At 54.4% G+C, this 22,898-nt stretch carries 27 protein-coding genes; 3 read left to right on the plus strand and 24 right to left on the minus strand.

Annotation, left to right across the window (positions count from 1 at the left end; genetic code table 11):
* Nucleotides 1-79: 79 nt before the first annotated feature.
* Nucleotides 80-1,045: a L,D-transpeptidase LdtC gene (ldtC, locus tag C5687_RS01785; RefSeq protein WP_104556321.1), complete on the plus strand. Its 966-nt coding sequence runs from the start codon at nucleotides 80-82 to the stop codon at nucleotides 1,043-1,045.
* Between the two features lie 76 nt (nucleotides 1,046-1,121).
* Here the strand turns inward: ldtC and bhsA are convergent, their stop codons facing one another.
* The gene (gene bhsA, locus C5687_RS01790; RefSeq protein ID WP_025758152.1) at nucleotides 1,122-1,379 is read right to left on the minus strand and encodes a multiple stress resistance protein BhsA; all 258 of its coding nucleotides are present in this window, start codon (nucleotides 1,377-1,379) and stop codon (nucleotides 1,122-1,124) included.
* A 244-nt stretch (nucleotides 1,380-1,623) separates the two neighbouring features.
* Here bhsA and comR point away from each other — a divergent pair, with 244 nt between their 5' ends.
* Nucleotides 1,624-2,259, plus strand: a complete 636-nt coding sequence (comR, locus tag C5687_RS01800; RefSeq protein WP_025758151.1) for a TetR family copper-responsive transcriptional repressor ComR — start codon at nucleotides 1,624-1,626, stop codon at nucleotides 2,257-2,259.
* A 61-nt stretch (nucleotides 2,260-2,320) separates the two neighbouring features.
* On the opposite strand, the gene C5687_RS01805 is transcribed toward comR, so the two are convergent.
* From C5687_RS01805 to yceD, 22 genes are all read right to left on the minus strand, one after another.
* Nucleotides 2,321-2,860: a glycine zipper 2TM domain-containing protein gene (locus C5687_RS01805; protein ID WP_059385714.1), complete on the minus strand. Its 540-nt coding sequence runs from the start codon at nucleotides 2,858-2,860 to the stop codon at nucleotides 2,321-2,323.
* A 193-nt stretch (nucleotides 2,861-3,053) separates the two neighbouring features.
* Nucleotides 3,054-4,358 carry an NAD(P)/FAD-dependent oxidoreductase gene (locus tag C5687_RS01810; RefSeq protein WP_094918916.1) on the minus strand — a complete coding sequence of 435 codons (1,305 nt, stop codon included), beginning with the start codon at nucleotides 4,356-4,358 and terminating at the stop codon, nucleotides 3,054-3,056.
* 237 nt (nucleotides 4,359-4,595) lie between these two features.
* Complete coding sequence (gene ycfP / locus C5687_RS01815; RefSeq protein ID WP_008500781.1) at nucleotides 4,596-5,138, minus strand: alpha/beta hydrolase YcfP; 543 nt, start codon at nucleotides 5,136-5,138, stop codon at nucleotides 4,596-4,598.
* A gap of 34 nt (nucleotides 5,139-5,172) precedes the next feature.
* Entirely contained in the window at nucleotides 5,173-6,198 is a 1,026-nt protein-coding gene (gene nagZ / locus C5687_RS01820) for a beta-N-acetylhexosaminidase (RefSeq protein WP_104556322.1), read from the minus strand.
* 11 nt (nucleotides 6,199-6,209) lie between these two features.
* Complete coding sequence (gene thiK, locus C5687_RS01825) at nucleotides 6,210-7,034, minus strand: thiamine kinase (RefSeq protein ID WP_104556308.1); 825 nt, start codon at nucleotides 7,032-7,034, stop codon at nucleotides 6,210-6,212.
* Complete coding sequence (lpoB, locus tag C5687_RS01830) at nucleotides 7,015-7,662, minus strand: penicillin-binding protein activator LpoB (protein ID WP_025758146.1); 648 nt, start codon at nucleotides 7,660-7,662, stop codon at nucleotides 7,015-7,017. The genes thiK and lpoB overlap by 20 nt, the downstream gene beginning before the upstream one ends.
* Nucleotides 7,663-7,672: 10 nt before the next feature.
* Nucleotides 7,673-8,047, minus strand: a complete 375-nt coding sequence (locus C5687_RS01835; protein WP_025758145.1) for a YcfL family putative periplasmic lipoprotein — start codon at nucleotides 8,045-8,047, stop codon at nucleotides 7,673-7,675.
* 1 nt (nucleotide 8,048) lies between these two features.
* A complete protein-coding gene (gene hinT, locus C5687_RS01840; RefSeq protein ID WP_006809243.1) occupies nucleotides 8,049-8,408 on the minus strand; it encodes a purine nucleoside phosphoramidase in 360 nt (119 codons plus the stop codon).
* Between the two features lie 246 nt (nucleotides 8,409-8,654).
* Entirely contained in the window at nucleotides 8,655-10,088 is a 1,434-nt protein-coding gene (gene ptsG / locus C5687_RS01845; protein WP_014831454.1) for a PTS glucose transporter subunit IIBC, read from the minus strand.
* 297 nt (nucleotides 10,089-10,385) lie between these two features.
* Nucleotides 10,386-11,180, minus strand: a complete 795-nt coding sequence (locus C5687_RS01850; RefSeq protein ID WP_045284990.1) for a metal-dependent hydrolase — start codon at nucleotides 11,178-11,180, stop codon at nucleotides 10,386-10,388.
* A gap of 10 nt (nucleotides 11,181-11,190) precedes the next feature.
* The gene (gene holB / locus C5687_RS01855; RefSeq protein ID WP_104556309.1) at nucleotides 11,191-12,195 is read right to left on the minus strand and encodes a DNA polymerase III subunit delta'; all 1,005 of its coding nucleotides are present in this window, start codon (nucleotides 12,193-12,195) and stop codon (nucleotides 11,191-11,193) included.
* The gene (gene tmk / locus C5687_RS01860; protein WP_045284992.1) at nucleotides 12,192-12,833 is read right to left on the minus strand and encodes a dTMP kinase; all 642 of its coding nucleotides are present in this window, start codon (nucleotides 12,831-12,833) and stop codon (nucleotides 12,192-12,194) included. The genes holB and tmk overlap by 4 nt, the downstream gene beginning before the upstream one ends.
* Nucleotides 12,823-13,845, minus strand: coding sequence for a cell division protein YceG (yceG, locus tag C5687_RS01865; protein WP_025758138.1), 1,023 nt, complete (start codon nucleotides 13,843-13,845; stop codon nucleotides 12,823-12,825). Before yceG ends, tmk begins: the two co-directional genes overlap by 11 nt.
* Nucleotides 13,846-13,847: 2 nt before the next feature.
* The gene (pabC, locus tag C5687_RS01870; RefSeq protein WP_104556310.1) at nucleotides 13,848-14,657 is read right to left on the minus strand and encodes an aminodeoxychorismate lyase; all 810 of its coding nucleotides are present in this window, start codon (nucleotides 14,655-14,657) and stop codon (nucleotides 13,848-13,850) included.
* A gap of 119 nt (nucleotides 14,658-14,776) precedes the next feature.
* Nucleotides 14,777-16,018: a beta-ketoacyl-ACP synthase II gene (fabF, locus tag C5687_RS01875; protein ID WP_052685737.1), complete on the minus strand. Its 1,242-nt coding sequence runs from the start codon at nucleotides 16,016-16,018 to the stop codon at nucleotides 14,777-14,779.
* A 91-nt stretch (nucleotides 16,019-16,109) separates the two neighbouring features.
* Complete coding sequence (gene acpP / locus C5687_RS01880) at nucleotides 16,110-16,346, minus strand: acyl carrier protein (RefSeq protein ID WP_003857954.1); 237 nt, start codon at nucleotides 16,344-16,346, stop codon at nucleotides 16,110-16,112.
* 153 nt (nucleotides 16,347-16,499) lie between these two features.
* Nucleotides 16,500-17,234 (minus strand): 3-oxoacyl-ACP reductase FabG, encoded by a 735-nt coding sequence (gene fabG / locus C5687_RS01885; RefSeq protein WP_025758135.1) that lies wholly within the window; start codon nucleotides 17,232-17,234, stop codon nucleotides 16,500-16,502.
* A 12-nt stretch (nucleotides 17,235-17,246) separates the two neighbouring features.
* Nucleotides 17,247-18,176, minus strand: a complete 930-nt coding sequence (fabD, locus tag C5687_RS01890; protein WP_025758134.1) for an ACP S-malonyltransferase — start codon at nucleotides 18,174-18,176, stop codon at nucleotides 17,247-17,249.
* A gap of 15 nt (nucleotides 18,177-18,191) precedes the next feature.
* Nucleotides 18,192-19,145, minus strand: coding sequence for a beta-ketoacyl-ACP synthase III (locus C5687_RS01895; protein WP_025758133.1), 954 nt, complete (start codon nucleotides 19,143-19,145; stop codon nucleotides 18,192-18,194).
* A gap of 6 nt (nucleotides 19,146-19,151) precedes the next feature.
* A complete protein-coding gene (gene plsX, locus C5687_RS01900; protein ID WP_025758132.1) occupies nucleotides 19,152-20,186 on the minus strand; it encodes a phosphate acyltransferase PlsX in 1,035 nt (344 codons plus the stop codon).
* Between the two features lie 80 nt (nucleotides 20,187-20,266).
* Entirely contained in the window at nucleotides 20,267-20,440 is a 174-nt protein-coding gene (gene rpmF / locus C5687_RS01905; RefSeq protein WP_003857964.1) for a 50S ribosomal protein L32, read from the minus strand.
* 16 nt (nucleotides 20,441-20,456) lie between these two features.
* A complete protein-coding gene (gene yceD / locus C5687_RS01910) occupies nucleotides 20,457-20,978 on the minus strand; it encodes a 23S rRNA accumulation protein YceD (protein WP_021240759.1) in 522 nt (173 codons plus the stop codon).
* Between the two features lie 140 nt (nucleotides 20,979-21,118).
* On the opposite strand from yceD, the gene C5687_RS01915 reads away from it, so the two are divergent.
* Entirely contained in the window at nucleotides 21,119-21,703 is a 585-nt protein-coding gene (locus C5687_RS01915) for a Maf family protein (protein WP_104556311.1), read from the plus strand.
* Between the two features lie 76 nt (nucleotides 21,704-21,779).
* Here the strand turns inward: C5687_RS01915 and rluC are convergent, their stop codons facing one another.
* Nucleotides 21,780-22,727 carry a 23S rRNA pseudouridine(955/2504/2580) synthase RluC gene (gene rluC, locus C5687_RS01920; RefSeq protein WP_045284997.1) on the minus strand — a complete coding sequence of 316 codons (948 nt, stop codon included), beginning with the start codon at nucleotides 22,725-22,727 and terminating at the stop codon, nucleotides 21,780-21,782.
* Nucleotides 22,728-22,898 lie beyond the last annotated feature (171 nt).

Consider the following 22,898-nt stretch of genomic DNA (forward strand, 5'->3'; position numbering starts at 1 on the left):
ATCTTCCCGACATACCCATTCGCCATAATTATCGTTAATCCGTTATAAAACAATAACCTTATTATTTACATGGACTATGGTGATGATCTCTTCGCGTATGACTCGCTGGATAACCTTGTTTGCGCTGGCAGCCACCGTCGCGGTGGCCCTTCCCGCCCGGGCAAACACCTGGCCCCTTCCCCCTCCTGGCAGCAAGGTGGTCGGGGAAAACCGCTTTCATGTGGTTGAAAACAACGGTGGTTCCCTGGAAGTGATTGCCAAAAAATATAACGTTGGTTTTCTGGCGCTGCTGCAGGCCAATCCGGGCGTTGACCCGTACGTCCCGCGCGCGGGCAGCGTACTGACCATCCCGTTACAAACTCTGCTGCCGGATGCCCCGCGGGAGGGGATCGTGATAAACCTGGCGGAGTTACGTCTCTATTATTATCCACCGGGCAAAAAGGAAGTGACCGTCTACCCTATCGGGATTGGCCAGCTGGGCGGCGACACCCTGACGCCGACGATGGTCACCACCGTCTCGGATAAACGAGCGAACCCCACCTGGACCCCGACGGCCAACATTCGTGCCCGCTATAAGGCACAGGGGATCGATCTTCCCGCCGTGGTGCCGGCAGGCCCGGATAACCCGATGGGGCACCATGCCATCCGCCTGGCGGCCTACGGTGGCGTCTATCTGCTGCATGGCACCAATGCGGACTTTGGCATCGGCATGCGCGTCAGCTCCGGCTGTATTCGTCTGCGCGATGACGACATCAAAACGCTGTTTAACGTCGTTACGCCGGGAACCAAAGTGAATATCATCAACACGCCGATCAAAGTTTCTGAGGAGCCAGGCGGCGTGCGGCTGGTCGAAATTCACCAGCCGCTATCGAAAAACATTGGCGACGATCCGCAGACGCTGCCCATCAACCTGAATGCTGCCATGGTGAGCTTTAAAACCAATGCGAACACCGATGGCACCGTCATGGAGCGCGCCATTGAGGCCCGTTCAGGAATGCCGACCGATGTCACCCGGCATCACGATGTCGTCCAGCAGCCGCTGTAATTCAGAAAGAAAAACGCCCTGCACGTGTGCAGGGCGTTTTTTATTGCAGTGGCATAAATGAGGGTTTATGCCCAGCTTATTTGTAGATAACAGCTGTGCCGTGCAGAGTGTTAGGACCGGTCACAGAGGTGATACGGAAAGATTTCGCACCCATTTCTTCCGCTTTTTGCGCCAGCTGATCTTCCAGAGAACCCAGGTTAGTCCCGGCAGATGCTGAGATAGTCCCGACTTTATGCTGATCGGCAGGGGTGGATTGCACTTCAACAGCAGCAAAGCTGGCGAAAGAGAGTGAGCTCAGAACAGCGGCAGCGATGAGAGTTTTTACGTTTTTCATGATCTTTACCTTTTGCAGATGAATTTGGAGGTCGTTAGCCATTTAATTAACGATCGATAGGTAAATCATAAATGTGATCCAGCTCACGCGTCAACATAATTTTATAATGAGCGTTAAGTTATTTTTAAAGTCGTTAATTTTCATACGCATATGATTAATTTATTTTTAAGCATTCAGCGCTGGTGGTGGCTTGCGTTTATTTTTATAATGGTTATTCAACAAACCAACAGAGGACCAACGGCACATGACAACCGATGTCACGAGTTGTGCGAAGAAAAGCCGTGGCCGACCAAAAGTGTTTGACAGGGATGCAGCGCTTGATAAGGCCATGACTCTCTTCTGGCAACATGGGTATGAAGCGACCTCGCTTTCCGATCTGGTGGAAGCTACCGGAGCCAAAGCGCCGACGCTATATGCTGAATTTACCAATAAAGAGGGGCTGTTCAGGGCAGTGCTGGACAGGTACATTTCGCGCTTTGCGGCGAAGCACGAAGCCCAGCTTTTTTGTGAAGAAAAAAGCGTTGAACAGGCTCTGCGGGATTACTTCACCGCCGTCGCAACCTGTTTTACCAGTAAAGACACGCCTGCGGGCTGCTTTATGATTAACACCTCTGCCACCCTTGCGGCGTCGTCAAAAGAGATCGCCAATACGGTGAAATCGCGTCACGCCATGCAGGAGGAGACGCTCAGCGCGTTTCTGGCTCAGCGTCAGCAGCGCGGTGAAATCCCGGCTCACTGTAACCCTCAGGTGCTGGCGCAATACCTGAGCTGTATTTTGCAGGGGATGTCGATCAGCGCCCGTGAAGGGGCCTCGCTGGAAAAACTGCAGACTATCAGCGACACCACGCTGCGACTGTGGCCTGAGCTCCTCAAACTCTGATGCAAAAAAAAGCTCCTCAGCCTGAGCGCATGAGGAGCTAAATTCAGAGAACATCTATTTTTTACACTTTGTTATTCAGAACCAGCTGGCCATTTCCATCCAGTGGGATTTGCGTGCCGGGATCTTTATCCATGCGGATTTTGCCCTGCTGATCGCCAATTTTATACGTCACGTCATAACCCAGCATTTTCTCCGACTTCTCATAGACGGTTTTGCAGCGCTGCTGAGTGGTGGTGTAGGTATCGTTATCCTGCATCGCGCCCTGCACCTGGTTACCGGCATAGCCGCCACCCAGTGCGCCGACCACGGTCGCCACATCCCTGCCCCGGCCACCGCCAAACTGGTGACCAATCACGCCACCCGCTACCGCTCCCAGAACAGAACCGGCAATACGGTTTTCATCCTGTACCGGACGACGGTGAGTTACCGAGACGTTACGGCACTCCTGACGAGGGGTTTTCACGGTTTCTTTAATCGGCGTAGCAGAAACCACCTGAGCATACTGCGGGCCGCGATCTAATACGTTGAGACTGGCAACGGCAGCCACACCTAACGCAGCCGCAACACCAATCCCTATACCCGCCAACATTGATTTATTCACGGGACTTCCTCCTTTGTTGCTATTGGTAACAATTTTGCAATGGAGGCACGATCTCGCCAATCAGATAAAGGATCAAAAAAGCGGCATTACAGGGGGGTAGAGTCGATTTAGGAGAACTCTTAAGCACTCAAACTGTGATCTGCAGCATGAAATGCTAAAAACTCCCTCCAGAGAGCCCGGAGGGAGTGAAAGATTAGTGCAGCTTCAGACGCGGACGGATCACGCGGTTGATGCGGCCCACCAGCATCATCAGTCCGGTTTTGAAGTAGCCGTGCAGCGCAATCTGGTGCATACGGTACAGGGAGATATACACGAAGCGGGCAATGCGCCCTTCTACCATCATCGAGCCACGCATCAGGTTACCCATCAGGCTGCCGACGGTTGAGAAGTTGGACAGCGATACCAGCGAACCGTGGTCTTTATAGACATACGCTTTCATCGGCTTACCTTTGATCTGCGCCAGGATGTTGTGCAGCACCAGGCTTGCCATCTGGTGAGCGGCCTGAGCACGCGGCGGCACGAAGCCACCTTCAGGACGCGCGCAGGAAGCGCAGTCGCCAATAGCAAAGATGTCAGGGTCGCGGGTGGTTTGCAGCGTCGGCTCCGTTACCAGCTGGTTAATACGGTTCGTTTCCAGGCCACCGATATCTTTCATGAAGTCAGGAGCTTTGATACCTGCCGCCCAGACCATCAGATCCGCTTTGATGTACTCGCCGTCTTTGGTGTGCAGGCCACCTTCGTCAGCGCTGGTCACCATGGTCTGTGTCAGCACCCGCACGCCCAGTTTGGTCAGTTCATTGTGCGCCGCGCCGGAAATACGCGGTGGCAGCGCAGGCAGAATGCGTTCACCCGCTTCAACCAGCGTCACGTTCAGCGCTTCGTTGGTTAACCCTTTGTAGCCGTAGCTGTGCAGCTGCTTCACCGCATTGTGCAGCTCAGCAGACAGCTCAACGCCCGTCGCGCCGCCGCCGACAATGGCGATATTCACCTTGCCGTTCGCCCCCAGATTACTGGTGTACTTCAGGAACAGGTTCAGCATTTCCTGATGGAAACGACGTGCCTGGTGCGGGTTATCAAGGAAGATACAGTGCTCTTTCACGCCAGGCGTATTGAAATCGTTAGAGGTACTGCCCAGCGCCATAACCAGCGTGTCATACGCCAGCTTGCGCTCCGGGACCAGCAGCTCCCCTTTTTCATCACGCAGCTCTGCCAGAGTAATGGTTTTGCTTTCACGGTTGATGTCCACCACCGAGCCCAGCTGGAACTGGAAGTGATGGTTGCGCGCGTGTGCCAGATAGCTCAGTGCGTCCACACCCTCATCCAGAGAGCCGGTCGCCACTTCGTGCAGCAACGGTTTCCACAGGTGACTGTGGTTACGATCCACCAGCGTAATTTTGGCTTTTTTACCGCGACCCAGCTTCTTGCCCAGCTGTGTCGCCAGCTCCAGCCCGCCAGCACCACCGCCTACAATCACTATCTTTTTCAATGGCGTAGTCAACGTGACCCCCTCAAATTATTAACCAATTGTTAATTAAAAGTTATAAAAATAACCCTTAATTAACAACAGGTTACAGCACTGAAACCATTCAGGTGAATTGAGAATAACACGTCAGGCGCATTGGTCATACCAAAATTGATATGCATCAAGTTTTGATGGCTTAAAAGTAGACAATTCTGGTCAAAAAGAAAGCCCGGTACGCTTTCACGTCCGGGCTTCAAGAGCTGCTGACGGGACTTAACCCAGCGTTTTAAACGCTTTGATACGCTGCAGGTGTGGAGAGATGTTCTTAAACTTGTGGGTCTGTTCTTCGTCCCAGACGATCTCATAGTAATGATGCAGCAGTTCTGCAGCCCGATGGCTGTTGAGTGCCTCATCATTACGCGACAGGATCACCAGGCAGCGGTCACGGTTTTTCTCCCGAAAATTGCTGACGCACTTGGTCGCAATATCGACATACTCTTCCGGGCGGTCAATCTTGCCTTCCATGTTCTCATTCGGGAAAAGATTAGGATTAAATACCACCTGGCGGATGTCGCACAGGAAGCCAATCCGCTCTGCCCAGTAGCCGCCCAGCCCTACGCCACAGATCAACGGACGATCGTCGACGTTAAGCTGCAGCATCTTGTCCACTTCTTTAAGAAGATGCTGCATATCATGCTTCGGATGGCGCGTGCTGTAGCTGATCAACCGTACATCCGGATCGATAAACTGCAGCTGCAGCACCTTCTCATGATTACCAGGACTGTTTGAGTCAAAACCGTGTAAATAGATGATCATCGTCTTCTCACCATGCTACGCCTTCCGGGAGGGTTTACAGGCTGGCTTTATGTGCCTGCCAGCGCTCGTTCAGGTCTTCAAGCCGGGCGTTGACCGTCTTCCAGCGCGCCGAATCCATCAGCTCCTGACGGCTAAATGAACCTTTATGATACAATTGTGTAACACGCTCTGCATTGATCGGCGACAGGTTATCCAGCACGCTAACCGCACCTTTACGATTATTGCAGACCAGGATCATATCGCAACCTGCATCCAGCGAGGCCTGACCGCGTTCAGCATAGCTGCCCATGATCGCCGCCCCTTCCATCGATAAATCGTCAGAGAAGATCACGCCATTGAAGCCCAGCTCCTGGCGCAAAACGGTTTTCAGCCAGTGCGGAGAGCCGCTGGCAGGACGCGGATCAACGTCGCTGTAAATCACGTGCGCCGGCATGATGGCGTCCAGCTTGTTATCGGTGATAAGCGAGCGGAACACCGACATGTCTTTGGCGCGAATTTCCGCTTCCGGTCGCGGATCGCGCGGGGTCTCTTTGTGGGAATCCGCCGTTACCGCCCCGTGGCCCGGGAAGTGTTTCCCGGTGGTTTTCATCCCTGCAGCGTGCATGCCGTCGATGAAGCGGGTTGCCATTGCCAGCGCAACACGCGGATCTTCATGGTATGAACGCTCGCCAATGGCGGCGCTGATATGCCCCACGTCCAGTACAGGGGCAAAACTGATGTCGATATCCATGGCAATCATCTCGCTGGCCATCAGCCAGCCGGCCTCCTGCGCCAGTCTCCCGCCCTCTTCCGTACCGAGCAGTGCGGCAAAAGACTGAGCCGCCGGCAGACGGGTAAATCCTTCGCGAAAACGCTGCACGCGTCCGCCTTCCTGATCCACGGCCACCACCAGATGGTTGCACGATGCGGCGCGGATCTGACGCACCAGCTCACGCAACTGTGCCGGATCGTGATAGTTGCGGGTAAACAGGATCAGGCCCCCCACCAGCGGATGCGCCAGAATTTCACGCTCCTCCGCATCCAGCTCAAACCCTTCTACATCCAACATGACTGGACCCACATCCACCTCTCTTATCCTTTAGTTTGTAACTGACGCCAGGCATCGTCTGCCAGCGCAATAAAATGTTTGTCTCTGGACTGCTGGTAGCGCATTTCAAACCAGCCGGCCATTAATATGACGACCCAGGGTCGCCAGCGTCTGACCTGACGCTTCAGCGCGTCGACGTCAATCTGTGCCAGCCTGGCGTAGTCCCTGATGAGCGCCTGCCGCGCGGCGTCGCTTTCCGTCCAGACCGCCGCCAGCTCCAGCGCCACATCGCCATCTCCGGCATATTCCCAGTCGATCAGCCTGATCCCCGCCGGTGTATGCACAATATTTCCGGGATGAACATCCATGTGCAACGGCGAGAGCCGAATCGGCTGTGGCTCGCCCGTTTTACGCAGCCGTTTGAGCTGTGCCAGCCACGCCGGGCTGCGTCTCTCCGGCAGGGCTTGCTGCCAGTAATGTTCGAGCAAGGGAAATAACGTGATTCGCCATCCCAGACGGGGTTGCCGGTGCAAATGATACAGCATAGCCGCAAGCTGCGGCGTGTCCGGCAGCGCGCTTTTAACCTCGCCTTCCAGATACTCAACGGCCATCCATCCCTGTCTGAAAAAACGGGGAGCGGGTACCAGATCTGACGGAAGACGTCTCAGGGCACGAAACTGACGACGAAAATGGGAGGCAGGCGCGAAAGGATCGTGATTTTGCCGCAGGACCAGGCGTTGCTCACCCTGCGCAATAATGCAACTCGCGCCGCCAAGCCCGGAGTGGGCCTGCGGCGCGATAAGGCGATACTGCGGAAAATAGCGTGTCAGGATCTCGTCACGCGTGCTGTCATTGTTGCGTAACCGCACCTTTACCTGACCAGATAATTTCGCCTGTCTGAACCAGCATCAGCTGCATCTGCAGGGCTGGCGTGTTCACGTTGCCGGTGGCGTTAGAGTACAGCACATACTGTGCGCCCACGTTACGGGCTATACCGATTGCCTTGCTACGTGTGCCGAGGCTGTCTTGTGGCGACAGGCCAAGCTGCTGTTTGGCTACCGCGAGCTGCTGGGCGGAGACCAGCGTAAACTTACCGTTGTTTGCCAGCGCATTACGCAGGGTTTCCGTCGCTTCGCCCGCGTTCAGAGAACCGTTGGTACGGTTGTTTACGCTATCGACCAACAACACGCTGCCTGCGGTCACACCCTGTGCCTGCAGCATTTTGCCCACCATCGGCTGCATTGCCCCGTTCCAGTCGTAATGGCGCACGCGCGGCGTGGGCTGCGACGTCTGGTCAGGATGTTCAATTGGCCCCGGCTGCGCCGGAATAGACGGTACAGACGGCACGGTTGGCTGCGGCTGCGTTGGCTGCGTTGGCTGTTCCGTGCCCGGTTTAGCCTCTTCCACAGGCGCCGGCTGTTCAGTACGGGTCACACACCCTGCCAGGAACAGGGCAAAAGCGGTCACGAGCGCATAACGGCTCACATTTTTAATCAAGGTTCACCCCTCAGAGATAAAGATAAAGTCTCACTTTATGCGCACCCAGATAGTTGGCGCTGCCATAGAGCGTTACCGACGATCTTGCCGGAAGGGTAACGCTGCGCGCCGCCTCCAGCGGGTGCATTTCAAGACCTCTTGCGTCATACCAGAAAAAACGGTAGTGAACCGTTACTGGTTCATGTCTTTCATTAAAGAGCGTAGAGGAGGCAGACGAGTTGATTTCACTGATGGTCAGCGCGGGTTGTTGCGCGGTAATGCCCGCAGCAAGCACAGAAGATTCCATCACCAGCGTCTGCTCATCATTCACGGGGATCGCCGGGCGTGAACTGCACCCCACGATCGTCATCGTCATTATCAGCGCTGCAATACGCCCTTTAAACATGTCAAAGACCTTTGTGTGCCAGCATCGGCCCCAGAGGACGTCCACCCAGCAGATGCATATGAATATGATAAACTTCCTGGCCGCCATGACGGTTGCAGTTCATGATCAGACGATAACCGTCTTCAGCAATGCCTTCCTGTTCAGCGATTTTCGCGGCCACCGTCAGCATACGACCTAACGCCACTTCGTGCTCGGTTTTTACGTCGTTTACGGTCGGAATCAGAATATTAGGAATGATAAGGATGTGCGTCGGTGCCTGAGGGGAAATGTCCCGGAAAGCCGTCACCAGTTCATCCTGATAGACGATATCCGACGGAATTTCGCGACGGATAATTTTACTGAAAATCGTTTCTTCAGCCATGACCTTTTCCTTTTTTGTTTAATCTGGCGCGAGCAATCGCTGTTAACACACGCTCTGATTGAGTGCGTGACACAATTCAAGAGTATGAGCGAGTTTCTCCTGTCCTTTCAACCTCCTCCCCCGATTTCTTTCCTGAATGTTCATCAGCTGAACGAAGAGTGACCGTTAAATCGCGCGGGTGCGTTTTTTTGAGACAGAAATAAAAAAGGCAGCCATTCGGCTGCCTTAGTCTCCCCAGGTCACAACTTAGCTGTTGCGGATGTACTCATCCATTTCGGTTTTCAGGTTATCGGATTTGGTACCGAAGATTGCCTGTACACCGGAACCTGCAACAACCACACCGGCTGCGCCCAGTTTTTTCAGACCCGGCTGGTCTACTTTCGCGACGTCGGCCACGCTCACACGCAGACGAGTGATGCACGCGTCCAGGTTAGTGATGTTCTCTTTACCGCCGAACGCGGCAACCAGTGCCGGTGCCATTTCGCTGGTTGCACCCGCTTTGCTGTCTTCTGTCGCATCTTCACGGCCTGGGGTTTTCAGGTCCAGTGCTTTGATCAGCACGCGGAAGATGGTGTAGTACACAACGGCGTAGCACGCACCCACGATTGGGAACAGCCACAGTTTGCTGCTGTTACCGGACAGAACGATGAAGTCGATCAGACCGTGAGAGAAGGACGTACCGTCACGCATACCCAGTAGGATACAGATTGGGAATGCCAGACCTGCCAGAATCGCGTGAATTACGTACAGGATCGGCGCAACGAACATGAAGGAGAACTCGATCGGCTCGGTGATACCAGTCAGGAACGAGGTCAGCGCTGCGGAGATCATGATACCACCCACTTTTGCACGGTTCTCTGGTTTAGCAGAGTGCCAGATAGCGATTGCCGCTGCTGGCAGGCCGTACATTTTGAACAGGAAGCCACCAGACAGTTTACCTGCAGTTGGGTCGCCCGCCATGTAACGTGGGATATCACCGTGGAACACCTGGCCCGCGGCATTGGTGAATTCACCAATCTGCATCTGGAATGGAACGTTCCAGATGTGGTGCAGACCGAATGGCACCAGGCAACGCTCGATGAAGCCGTAGATACCAAACGCCACAACCGGGTTCTGGTAAGCAGCCCACTGAGAGAAGGTCTGGATAGCGGAACCGATTGGTGGCCAGATGAAGGACAGGATCACGCCAGTGAAAATCGCGGCCAGACCAGAAATGATCGGAACGAAACGCTTGCCCGCGAAGAAGCCCAGATACTCAGGCAGCTTGATGCGATAGAAGCGGTTAAACATATACGCTGCAATCGCACCGGAGATGATACCGCCCAGAACACCGGTGTCCGCCAGGTGTTTCGCGGCAATCTCTTCTGCCGGTAAATGCAGAACCAGCGGCGCAACCACAGCCATGGTTTTCACCATGATGCCGTAAGCCACCACTGCAGCCAGCGCAGATACGCCGTCGTTATTGGTGAAGCCCAGAGCCACACCAATCGCGAAGATCAGTGGCATGTTAGCAAAGACAGAACCGCCTGCTTCGGCCATCACGTGGGAAACTACGGCTGGCAGCCAGCTGAAGTTAGCAGAACCGACACCCAGCAGGATACCTGCGATAGGCAGTACGGATACTGGCAGCATCAGCGATTTACCGACCTTTTGCAGGTTAGCAAATGCATTCTTAAACATAATTGAGAGTGCTCCTGAGTATTTGTGCTTTTTTTACGCTTTCACGCATTGGCCCGGGGGGAGTACCGTGCCGTGGACAGGACATCTAAGCGCCCTTTATTTATTACACAGAGTAAAATAATTCCCTCTGAGTTTGTTTGACGGCTATCACGTTTCAGCTTAAGGCGGTCGAAAAACTTTCAGTTATTTACAAAAAGCATGTCCGGATGTGTCTAAAAACACCCTCACCGCCCCAAATGAGGCGGTGAACTTTACTCGTTTTATTTATTAATTACGAGCCTAAAAAAAACAGGTGTATCAGACAGATTGCAGGCGGGCGGGGTCGATATGGAACAGCGTAGAGAAGTTTTCCGTGGTGACGCGAGCCAGCTCTTCAATACTGACACCTTTAAGCACGGCCATGTACTCCGCAACATCTCTCGTCATCGCCGGTTGGTTCTCTTTACCGCGATGCGGTACCGGTGCCAGATAAGGAGAGTCTGTTTCCACCAGAATGCGATCGAGCGGAACATAACGCGCAGCATCACGAAGTTGCTCAGCGTTACGGAACGTGACAATCCCGGAAAACGAAATATAAAACCCTAAATCAAGCAGTTTACCCGCCGTTTCTCTGTCTTCTGTGAAACAGTGTAGTACGCCCCCGCAATCCGTCACGTTTTCTTCCCGCAGGATCGCCAGCGTATCGGCACGCGCATCGCGGGTATGCACGATAACCGGCTTGTTAAGCTCGCGGCCGATGCGGATATGATGGCGGAAAGACTCCTGCTGGCGCGGTTTCGTTTCCGGCGTGTAAAAATAGTCCAGCCCGGTCTCACCCATCGCCACCACGCCCTCTTCTGCGGCCAGTCGGCGCAGGTCCTCGACGTCATACGCCTCATCCTGATTCAGCGGGTGAACGCCGCAGGAAAACACCACGTTATCGCGAACGCCTACCAGCTCGCGCATCGTGCGATAACCCGGCAGCGTCGTCGCCACCGCAAGGCAAAATTTCACATCGCGGGCCGCGGCTTTCGCCAGTACGTCATCCACGTTTTTATGCAGGGATTGATAATCCAGGCCATCAAGATGGCAGTGTGAGTCGACTAAAAACATAATGTCTCTCTCAGAGATGGGAAACAGGCGGTGTGACGCCGGGTTGCAGGTAATGTTCAATGCGCAGTAACTGGTCGGTCAGTAAAAGCTCGCGATTAAGACCCGTAACGGTTAAAAGCTGTTCACGACTCTGGCAAATGTCATGGAGCATCACGTGAAGAACCGCACCTGAGAGGCGGTTCGCCAGCGTATTCACCAGTGTCCATGCATCCGGATTGGTCAGCAGCGTTGCCCCTTGCTGGATTTTTAGCGCATCCAGCAGTAAGGCGGCCAGCCAGTGCAGACGCTCGGCGGCCTGGTCGCTGTTGAGCACCGGCAATACGCTTAGCCAGTCACCACTGTGAAGCGAAGACTCGACGGCCCGGCAGAGCGCTTCTCGCTGTGACCAGACGTCCGGCTGCAATAAGGCCAGTGCCGCCGCCGGGGCTCCGCTGCTCAGGCGCAAGGCGGACAGCGCACTTTCAGGTGACGTTGTCACCTCTCGCTCCAGCCAGCTCAGCGCCCATGATTCCTGAGGCACCGCGAGGTGATGAAGACGGCAGCGGCTGCGCAACGTCGCCAGCAATCGTCCCGGATCGCGGCACGAGAGGAAAAACCATGTTTTTTCCGGCGGCTCTTCAAGGGTCTTAAGCAGCGCATTAGCCGCCGCCTCGGTCAGTTGGGTGGCGTCTTTAAGCCAGACGACTTTAGCGCCGCCCAGACGCGCGTGTTCGTACAATTTTTCACTGACTTCACGCACGGCATCAATACCCAGTGCGCTCTTGCCCTTCTCAGGCTCAAGCGTGTAGTAGTCAGGATGTGTGCCCGCCTGCATCAGTTGACATCCACGGCACTTGCCGCAGCTTTTGTGCCCTTCCGGCTGCTGACACATCAGAAAACGGGTGATGGCATAAATTAGCGCCTCATCCCCCATCCCTGGCAATGCCTGAATCAGTAACGCATGATGCCCCCGCCCCGCCTGATAGCTGCCGATCAGCTGTTCAAAGTGCGGACGCAACCATGGATACCATTTCATGCCTGTTGCTCCTGTACCCACTGTGTAACGGTCTGCTGAATATCGCGCGTGACGTCATCCAGCGACTGCGTCGCATCGATGGTACGAATAGCGCTGTCCTGTGCCGCCAGCTCAAGATAGCGTGCACGGGTGCGGTTAAAGAAATCAAAGGACTCTTGTTCAATGCGGTCCAGCTCGCCGCGCGCGCGTGCGCGTTTGAGCCCCACTTCCGGCGTAACGTCCAGATAGAGGGTCAGGTCGGGGCGAAAATCACCCAATACGGCATTACGCAGTGTTGCCAGCATTGTCTGGTCAATACCGCGTCCCCCGCCCTGATACGCCTGAGTAGACAGATCGTGACGATCGCCAATAACCCACTTGCCCTCGGCCAGCGCGGGCTTAATCACCGTCTCAACCAGCTGTACACGCGCCGCGTAGAACATCAGCACTTCCGCTTTGTCAGTGATAACTTCGTCGCCAACCGATTTAATGTCCAGTACCAGGCTGCGCAGCTTCTCGGCCAGCAGCGTACCACCCGGTTCACGGGTAAATACCATGTCCGTCACGCCAAGCGCCTTGAGCGTATCCACCACCACGTTGCGGGCGGTAGTTTTACCTGCCCCTTCGAGTCCCTCAATGACAATGTATTTACTGCGCATTTTTTTCCTTAAGTGCCTTCAGATAGTCCTGAACGGAACGATTATGGCTGGCAAGGTTGGTGTTAAAGGTGTGCCCCCCTTTTCCATCCGCCACAAAATAGAGATACGGTGTTTTAGCCGGGTGCGCGGCTGCCCTGAGCGACGCCTCGCTCGGCGTGGCAATCGGGCCAGGCGGTAAACCACTAATCACATACGTATTATACGCCGTGGGTGTCTCGAGATCTTTTCTGGAAATTTTTCCGGTATAACTCTCACCCATGCCGTAGATAACAGTAGGGTCGGTTTGCAGACGCATGCCGATACGCAGACGGTTGATAAAGACAGACGCCACCCGATCCCGCTCAGCAGCGACGGCCGTCTCCTTTTCAATGATTGACGCCATCGTTACAAACTGGTTCCGATCGTTGTAAGGCAGCCCTTCCATTCGCCCTTCCCAGGCGGCATCGACCGCTGCGACCATTTTTTTATGCGCCCGCTTCAGAATCGCCACGTCGGTTGTACCGGCGGTGTACATCCAGGTGTCTGGCCAGAACCAGCCTTCCACCCATTCCGGATGCTCTAATTTCAGCGCCTCGGCCACCGTCTGATAGCGATCGTCTTTTAACGTGTGTTTGATATACGGCGCGTCGCGCAGTTGTTTGAGGTAATCGCTCAGGCGCATCCCCTCCACAAACCGCAGGGGGAACTGCGCTTCTTTACCGCTTTCCAGCAACTGCATCATCTCCCTGACGGTCATTCCCGGCGTGAAGCGATAGGTACCGGCTTTGAAATGAGACAGGTCAGGCTCCACGCGCAATAGCCACTGGAAAACGCGCGGACGATTGATAATCTTGTCGCCATAGAGCTGTTCCCCAAGCGCCTGGCGGCCCGTCCCCGCTTTCAGGGTAAAGATTGTTTCGTCTTTAATCAGGATCTTACTGTTCGCCAGCTGGCGAACTTTCCATACGCCTGCTCCGCCAGCGACACCCAGCGCAACGATCAGGAGAAGGACAAAGCGCAACATTTTTTTCATGACTATCTGGTTTGCTCACATATCGGGGCTAAAAACTGAAACAGCTCTCGCGAAGTCCAGCGGTGTTGACCATACGCACGGACCGGTACAACAGGCATCAGCGCATTACATATGATGACTTCATTTGCGGTCTGTAGCGCCGTTTCGCCTGCGCTCACTTCGACAACGCGAAAGCCGGAGTGTGCCAGCTGCTGCAAACAAAACTGACGCATAATACCGTTCACCCCCGCCTGTTCCAGTGACGGCGTGAAAACATCATTCCCCTGCCGCCAGAATAAATTAGCCGCACAGCATTCCGTAATGACGCCTTCGCTGTCAAGAACCAGCGCCTCATCGGCGTCCGTCTGCTCAAGATGAGTACGAATCAACACCTGCTCCATGCGATTGAGATGTTTTATGCCGGCGAGCATGGCATTTCGTCCCAGCCGCAGGGGACTCAACGTCAGGGTGACGCCCTCTTCTCGCCAGCGAGCGTAATGGGCGGGATAAGCAGACGTGGAGAGGATACGCGTTGGGTTAAGGCACGACGCGGCACTGTACCCCCGGCCACCACTGCCACGGCTGATAATAACTTTAAGTACGCCGCTCTGCTTCCCGGATGCCAGGTGGCACATTTCCTGACGCAATGTGTCCCACTGTATAAAGGGGATCAGTAACGCCTCGCAGGCCGTTTGCAGACGACGAAGGTGGGCATCAAGCAGGCATACGTCACCATCGGCAATGCGCGCCGTGGTAAAGCAACCATCACCAAACTGCGTCGCCCTGTCGCTGGCAGGCAGCGTGTCCTGCTCAAGGCCATTGATTAAAAACATGGTGGCTCCTTATGCGTGGGCGTTTAGTCTGGCAGGATGTTATGCAGCCGACAAGAAGATTAGCCTTAATAAAAAAGGTCCGGCAAGCGGACCTTTTTTAGGGCTATCGAGAGTCTGGATCAGATCTTTTTGAAGATCAGAGAACCATTCGTGCCGCCGAAGCCAAAGGAGTTACACAGGGTGTACTCCATACCACTAACCTGGCGCGCTTCGTGAGGAACGAAGTCCAGGTCGCAACCTTCATCCGGGTTATCCAGGTTGATGGTTGGCGGAACAGCCTGATCGCGCAGCGCAAGGATAGAGTAGATAGATTCTACTGCACCCGCCGCACCCAACAGGTGACCGGTCATGGATTTGGTAGAACTCACCAGTACGCGGCTGGCAGACTCGCCGAAGATAGACTTAACCGCCTGCGCTTCTGCTTTATCACCTGCTGGTGTTGACGTCCCGTGCGCGTTAACGTAGCCGATCTGGGCTGGAGTGATACCCGCATCGCGGATTGCGTTTTCCATCGCCAGTGCAGCACCCGCGCCGTTCTCCGGAGGAGACGTCATATGGTAAGCGTCGCTACTCATACCAAAGCCAACGACTTCAGCATAAATTTTCGCACCACGTTTTTTCGCGTGTTCGTACTCTTCCAGCACGAGCATACCTGCACCGTCGCCCAGCACGAAACCGTCACGGTCTTTATCCCACGGACGGCTTGCCGCCTGAGGATTATCGTTGCGGGTAGACAGCGCACGCGCGGCACCGAAGCCACCCACGCCGAGCGGGGTACTGGCTTTTTCAGCGCCGCCCGCCACCATAGCATCTGCATCGCCGTACGCAATAATGCGCGCGGCCTGGCCGATGTTATGCACGCCAGACGTACATGCGGTCGCAATAGAGATGCTTGGCCCACGCAGGCCGAACATGATGGTCAGGTGACCCGCCACCATATTAACAATCGTGGACGGAACGAAGAACGGGCTGATTTTACGCGGTCCGCCATTCATCAGAGATGTATGGTTTTCCTCAATCAGGCCAAGACCGCCAATCCCGGAGCCGATAGCGGCGCCGATACGGGTTGCGTTCTCTTCCGTAATCTCAAGGCCAGAATCCTGCATGGCCTGAACGCCAGCGACAATTCCATATTGAATGAAGGCATCCATCTTGCGCTGTTCTTTGCGCGAGATGATCTCTTCACAGTTAAAATCCTTTACTAAGCCAGCAAATTTCGTTGCATAGGCGCTAGTATCGAAATGGTCGATTAGGCTGATGCCGCTCTGACCGGCAAGGAGAGCTTTCCAGGTGGACTCTACGGTATTGCCGACAGGAGACAACATGCCAAGTCCGGTCACAACTACACGACGCTTAGACACGTTTGTCCTCCAGGGAGGGATAAAAAAAGAGATTCGTGGGACTAAAAAAGATAAAACTCAGGCGGTCGAATGACCGCCTGGAGATGTTCACTTACGCCTGGTGACCGTTGATGTAATCAATGGCAGCCTGAACGGTGGTGATCTTCTCAGCTTCTTCGTCCGGAATCTCAGTATCAAACTCTTCTTCCAGAGCCATTACCAGCTCAACGGTGTCAAGAGAATCTGCGCCCAGGTCTTCAACGAAGGAAGCGGAGTTCACAACTTCTTCCTGCTTAACGCCCAGCTGTTCGCCGATAATTTTCTTAACGCGTTCTTCGATAGTGCTCATACTCTTAAATTTCCTATCAAAACTCGCTTTCGCGATGGTTTTCGTAGTGTATAAAATGTTGAAAAATTTGCAACTAAATCCCGGCAGTTCGTACCACGATTTTACGTTATTTTGAGGCCTTTTACCCAAATAACGCAAATTTTTTTATCGTGGTTAAACCATATACATCCCGCCGTTGACGTGGAGGGTCTCACCAGTGATGTAACCCGCTTCGTCAGAGGCTAAAAATGCAACCGCACTGGCAATTTCTTTCGGGTCGCCTAAGCGGCCCGCAGGAACAGCTGCCAGCGTACCCGCACGCTGCTCATCAGTCAGCGCACGCGTCATGTCCGTTTCAATAAAGCCCGGAGCAACAACGTTTACAGTAATACCGCGGGACGCGACTTCACGCGCCAGCGACTTACTGAAACCAATCAGACCTGCTTTCGCCGCAGCGTAGTTAGCCTGACCAGCATTTCCCATGGTACCAACCACAGAACCGACAGTGATAATACGACCATGACGCTTTTTCATCATAGCGCGCATTACCGCTTTTGACAGACGGAATACAGATGACAGGTTGGTTTCGATGATATCGTTCCACTCGTCGTCTTTCATTCGCATTAACAGGTTATCACGGGTGATCCCGGCATTGTTTACCAGAATATCCACTTCGCCAAACTCTGCGCGAATATTTTCCAGAACAGATTCGATAGATGCAGGCTCGGTCACATTCAGTACCAGACCTTTACCGTTCGCACCCAGATATTCGCTGATACTCTTCGCACCATTCTCGCTGGTTGCTGTACCAATCACCTTCGCGCCGCGCGCAACCAGTGTTTCAGCAATCGCACGCCCGATACCGCGGCTAGCCCCAGTCACCAGGGCGATTTTTCCTTCAAAACTCATGGTATTCCTCTTTTATTGCGAGAGTGCCGCTGACATCGCTTCCGGCTCGTTAATCGCCGAGGCAGTCAGGGTGTCAACAATACGTTTAGTCAGACCGGTGAGGACTTTCCCTGGGCCAACTTCATACAGATGCTCAACGCCCTCCGCTGCCATAAACTCAACGGTTTTGGTCCACTGTACCGGGCTGTAGAGCTGGCGAACCAGCGCGTCACGGATAGCTTCCGGCGAAGTTTCGCATTTCACGTCGACGTTGTTCACAACGGAAATCGTCGGTGCGTTAAACGTAATTTTTTCCAGCTCGACCGCCAGTTTTTCGGCAGCAGGTTTCATCAGCGCACAGTGTGACGGCACGCTAACAGGCAGCGGCAGCGCACGTTTGGCACCCGCCGCTTTACAGGCCGCACCAGCACGTTCAACCGCTTCTTTATGACCGGCGATAACGACCTGGCCCGGCGAGTTGAAGTTAACCGGAGAAACCACCTGGCCTTCAGCGGATTCTTCGCACGCTTTTGCAATCGCGGCATCATCCAGGCCGATGATGGCAGACATACCGCCCGTGCCTTCCGGCACCGCTTCCTGCATGAATTTACCGCGCAGTTCCACCAGACGTACCGCGTCAGCAAACGCGATCACACCGGCACAGACCAGCGCAGAGTATTCACCCAGGCTATGGCCCGCGAGCAGCGCTGGCGCTTTACCGCCCTGCTGCTGCCAGACACGCCACAACGCAACGGACGCGGTCAGCAGTGCTGGCTGGGTCTGCCAGGTTTTGTTCAGTTCTTCGGCCGGCCCCTGCTGGGTCAGCGCCCACAAATCATAACCCAGTGCATCGGAAGCTTCACGGAAAGTCTCTTCAATTACCGGATAGTTTGCTGCCATTTCAGACAACATCCCAACGGTTTGAGAGCCCTGCCCCGGGAACACAAAAGCAAATTGCGTCATTTTTTATTCCTTATCCTAGAAACGAACCAGCGCGGAACCCCAGGTGAACCCGCCACCGAAGGCTTCAAGCAAGACCAGCTGGCCCCGTTTGATTCGCCCGTCGCGTACCGCTTCGTCAAATGCGCACGGTACTGACGCCGCAGAGGTGTTGCCGTGGCGATCCAGCGTCACCACGACGTTATCCATCGACATGCCCAGCTTTTTCGCGGTCGCGCTGATGATACGCAGGTTCGCCTGGTGCGGCACCAGCCAGTCGAGTGCAGTGCGTTCCAGGTTATTGGCTTCCAGCGTCTCATCAACAATGTGCGCAAGCTCAGTCACCGCCACCTTGAACACCTCATTACCTGCCATGGTCAGGTAAATGGCATTGTCTGGATTAACGCGATCGGCGTTAGGCAGTGTCAGCAGCTCACCGTAGCTTCCGTCGGCATGCAAATGCGTGGAGATAATGCCCGGCTCTTCGGACTGGCCCAGCAGCACCGCACCTGCACCATCACCAAAAATAATGATCGTTCCGCGATCGGTCGGATCGCAGGTACGCGCCAGCACGTCAGCACCGATCACCAGCGCATATTTGACGGCACCGGACTTAACATACTGATCGGCAACGCTCAGTGCATAGGTGAAACCTGCACACGCGGCAGCGACGTCAAACGCCGGACAGCCCTTAATGCCGAGCATATTTTGCACCTGGCACGCCGCGCTTGGGAAAGCGTGTGTGGCAGACGTCGTGGCGACCACGATCAAACCAATCTGTTCTTTATCAATGCCCGCCATCTCGATAGCACGCTGTGCGGCTTCGTAACCCATGGTCGACACGGTTTCGTCTGGCGCGGCAATACGACGTTCACGGATACCTGTGCGCGTGACAATCCACTCGTCAGACGTATCTACCATTTTTTCCAGATCGGCGTTGGTACGCACTTGTTTTGGCAGGTAGCTGCCGGTACCTAAAATCTTCGTATACATGTACGCTCAGTCACTTTTAGCTAATACAGATTCCAGGCGAGCGGCAATCCGCTGAGGGACTTGTCGCTGCACCGCCTGCACTGCCTGTTCAATCGCGACAGCAAATGCTCGCTGATTGGCGGCGCCATGACTCTTAATCACGATGCCGCGCAATCCTAACAGACAGGCGCCATTATACTGGTCGGGGTTGAGGTGACTGAATCGCCGCGTCAGGCTTTTTTGTAACCAACGCTTTAATAAAATCAACCACCAGGCGCTTTTTTTGCCTTCTCCCTGCGATTTCAGCAGAGAAAGAAACATGCGCACCACCCCTTCCATGGTCTTCAACGTGACGTTTCCGGTGAAGCCATCGCACACCAGAACATCCGTTTTACCCGTCAACAACTCATTGGCTTCGAGATAACCAATATAGTTGATGGAGGGAACCTGTTTGAGCAATTCAGCCGCATCGCGAATGCTGTCCAGGCCTTTGGTCTCTTCTTCACCAATGTTCAGTAACGCAACACGGGGAGTATTAATCCCGACCACTTCTTCTGCCAGCACCGATCCCATCACGGCAAACTGAGCCAGCATTGTACTATCACAATCGACGTTAGCGCCCAGGTCGAGCACCACCGTCTTACCCTTCTGTTGATGCGGTAACACCGTCACCAGCGCCGGGCGCTCAATGCCCTCAATAGGCTTGAGCAGTAATTTCGACAGTCCCATCAGCGCGCCGGTGTTTCCCGCACTGACGCAGGCCTGAGCGCGCCCTTCTTTCACCAGTTCCAGCGCGATGCGCATAGAACTGCCACGGCTATTACGAATAGCCTGAGAGGGCCGGGCATCACTGGCAATAACTGACTGCGCAGGAATAATCTGCAGACGCGAACGTTGTTCAAAGTCAGCTTTTGCAAGTAATGGCGTGATTGTGTCGGGATTACCGACTAAAAGAAGAGTGAGTTGCGAATTAGAATTCAGTGCCTGCAATGCTGCAGGCACTGTCACGGAAGGGCCGAAATCTCCCCCCATGACATCTAACGCCAGGGTTAGACGTGTCAAGGTATCGTCGCAGCCTGGTTCGGTAAGTTCCCCGTTTGCACGGGGAGCTCCTCACTAAGCCTAATCACGCTGACGCGTGATTACTTAGTGATAACCTTGCGGCCGCGGTAGAAACCGTCAGCGGTGATGTGGTGACGCAGGTGTTTCTCACCAGAAGTCTTGTCTACAGACAGGCTGGTAACTGCAGTCAGCGCGTCATGGGAACGACGCATGCCACGTTTGGAACGGGTTGGTTTATTCTGTTGTACGGCCATGGACCTTACTCCTTAATTACTTACGCTTTAAGCTGGCTAATACGGCAAATGGGTTTGGTTTTTGCGCTTCATCAGGCAGTTCCCCAAAGACCATGTCCGCCTCGGACACTTCACAGTGTTCAGAATCATGCACCGGAACCACTGGCAAGGAGAGGATGATTTCATCTTCAACCAGAGCCAGAAGATCGATTTCACCGAATTCGTTAACCTCAATCGGCTCATACGCTTCCGGGAGTGCTTCAGCCTGTTCGTCAGAACGAACCGGACTGAAACAATACGTTGTGTGAACATGCTGTACAAACGGTTTCCCGCAACGCTGGCACTCGAGCGTTACCGTCACCTTTGCATCACCGGTTAAAACGGCGAGACGCTGGTTGTCGATAGCGAACGACATGGAGCATTCTACATCACTGTCCACACTGACTACGGATTCGGCAATACGCTCAGCCTGATCGGAAGTATAAATACCTTCGTAATCGAGGCGTTTTTGAGCCGTACGAACCGGATCAAGAGTCAGGGGTAATTTTACCTTTTGCATAGGGCGCGCATATTAACTTTGTAACGTCATAGAGTCAAAGAAAAAGGCAACCTGGGCTGCCTTTTGCCAATTATTCGCACACATTGCGGCCTGTAGTTTAAAATGGCTGGCATCGATACGCTATATCTGGTGATAAAAATATGCCAAATCTCGTTCTCGCGTCCACCTCTCCCTACCGCCGAATGTTGCTGGAAAAGCTCGGGATCCCGTTTGAATGTGCCGCGCCAGAGGTTGATGAGACGCCACAACCGGGCGAGTCACCGCGTCATCTGGTGACGCGTCTGGCGAAAGAGAAAGCGCAATCGCTGGCCGCACGTTACCCTTCGCATTTGATTATAGGCTCCGATCAGGTTTGTGTGCTGGACGGCGTAATTACCGGCAAGCCGCACACCGAGGAGAAAGCCTGTCAGCAATTACTGCAGGCACGCGGCAATATCGTCACTTTTTATACGGGCCTGGCGCTCTATAACTCCGCCTCTGGTCACCTGCAAACAGAATGCGAGCCCTTCGACGTTCACTTCCGCCACCTCAGTGAGCAAGAAATTGAGGATTATGTGCGACGGGAGCGCCCGCTCAACTGTGCGGGTAGCTTTAAGAGTGAAGGATTGGGGATTGCATTATTCGACAAGTTGGACGGGCGTGATCCGAATACGCTGGTCGGGTTGCCGCTGATTGCGCTGTGTCAGATGTTACGGCGCGAAGCGTGTAATCCACTGACAATGTGATCTTCGCCGGGTGGCGCTACGCTTACCCGTCCTACAAAACCGTAGGCCCGTGCAAGCGTAGCGCCGCCGGACAAAATCAGCCGCGCAGCACTTTCAGACAGCGTTTTAACTGCTCATCCAGCGGCGCTTCAATACGGATGATTTCACCCGTATGAGGATGGGTAAACTTCAGCGCTGCCGCATGCAGGAACAGACGCGACAGCCCCGTGCCTGCCAGTTGCTTATCAAATTCGCGATCGCCATAGCGGTCATCAAACGCAATAGGATGGCCTGCAAACTGTGTATGCACGCGGATCTGGTGGGTACGTCCGGTCACCGGGCTGCAGCGCACCAGCGTGGCAAACTCATAGCGCTCTTCCACCTTAAAACGCGTCTCAGAAGGTTTGCCTTCCTGGCTCACGCGGACAATACGTTCGCCGCTTTGCAGAATGTTCTTCAGCAGCGGCGCCTGCACCACTTTCACATGGGACTGCCACTGACCGCGCACCAGCGCCAGATAGTCTTTCTGCATGCCCTTTTCACGCAGCTGCTCATGCAACGCGCGCAGCGCTGACCGCTTCTTCGCCACCAGCAGTACGCCGGAGGTGTCACGGTCAAGTCGGTGAACCAGTTCAAGGAAACGCGCTTCCGGACGCAGGGCACGCAGCCCTTCAATCACGCCGAAGCTCAAACCGCTCCCGCCATGCACCGCCGTTCCGGACGGCTTATTGAGCACCAGAATGTGGTCATCTTCGTAGAGGATCACATCACTCAGGGCCGCCACTTTCTGCAGCTTCGGCGACACAACCTCTTCTTCGCGTTCAGCAACGCGCACCGGTGGAATACGCACTTCGTCGCCGGCTTCGAGCTTGTACTCAGGTTTGACGCGCTTTTTGTTAACCCGCACCTCGCCCTTGCGCAGGATACGGTAAATCATACTCTTTGGCACGCCTTTCAGCTGAGTGCGCAAAAAGTTATCGATACGTTGCCCCGCTTCGTCTTCGGCGATGGCAACCATTTTTACGGCTGGAGTCTCTGTTTTCATGGTGGGCGATTCTAAATATCGTCAGCCATTAGCGCCACTCATTTTTCTATGCTTATATTTACTTTTATCCGGCCTGCCCCCTGTTTCGCGCATTCAGTTTGGTGGTTATTAAACCAATCACCACCTTGAAGTGAAGAAACTGTGAGTAACCGGGTGATAATTGGTAAAAGT

Origin of the sequence: Enterobacter sichuanensis, assembly GCF_002939185.1 — a bacterium.
GTDB lineage: Bacteria > Pseudomonadota > Gammaproteobacteria > Enterobacterales > Enterobacteriaceae > Enterobacter > Enterobacter sichuanensis.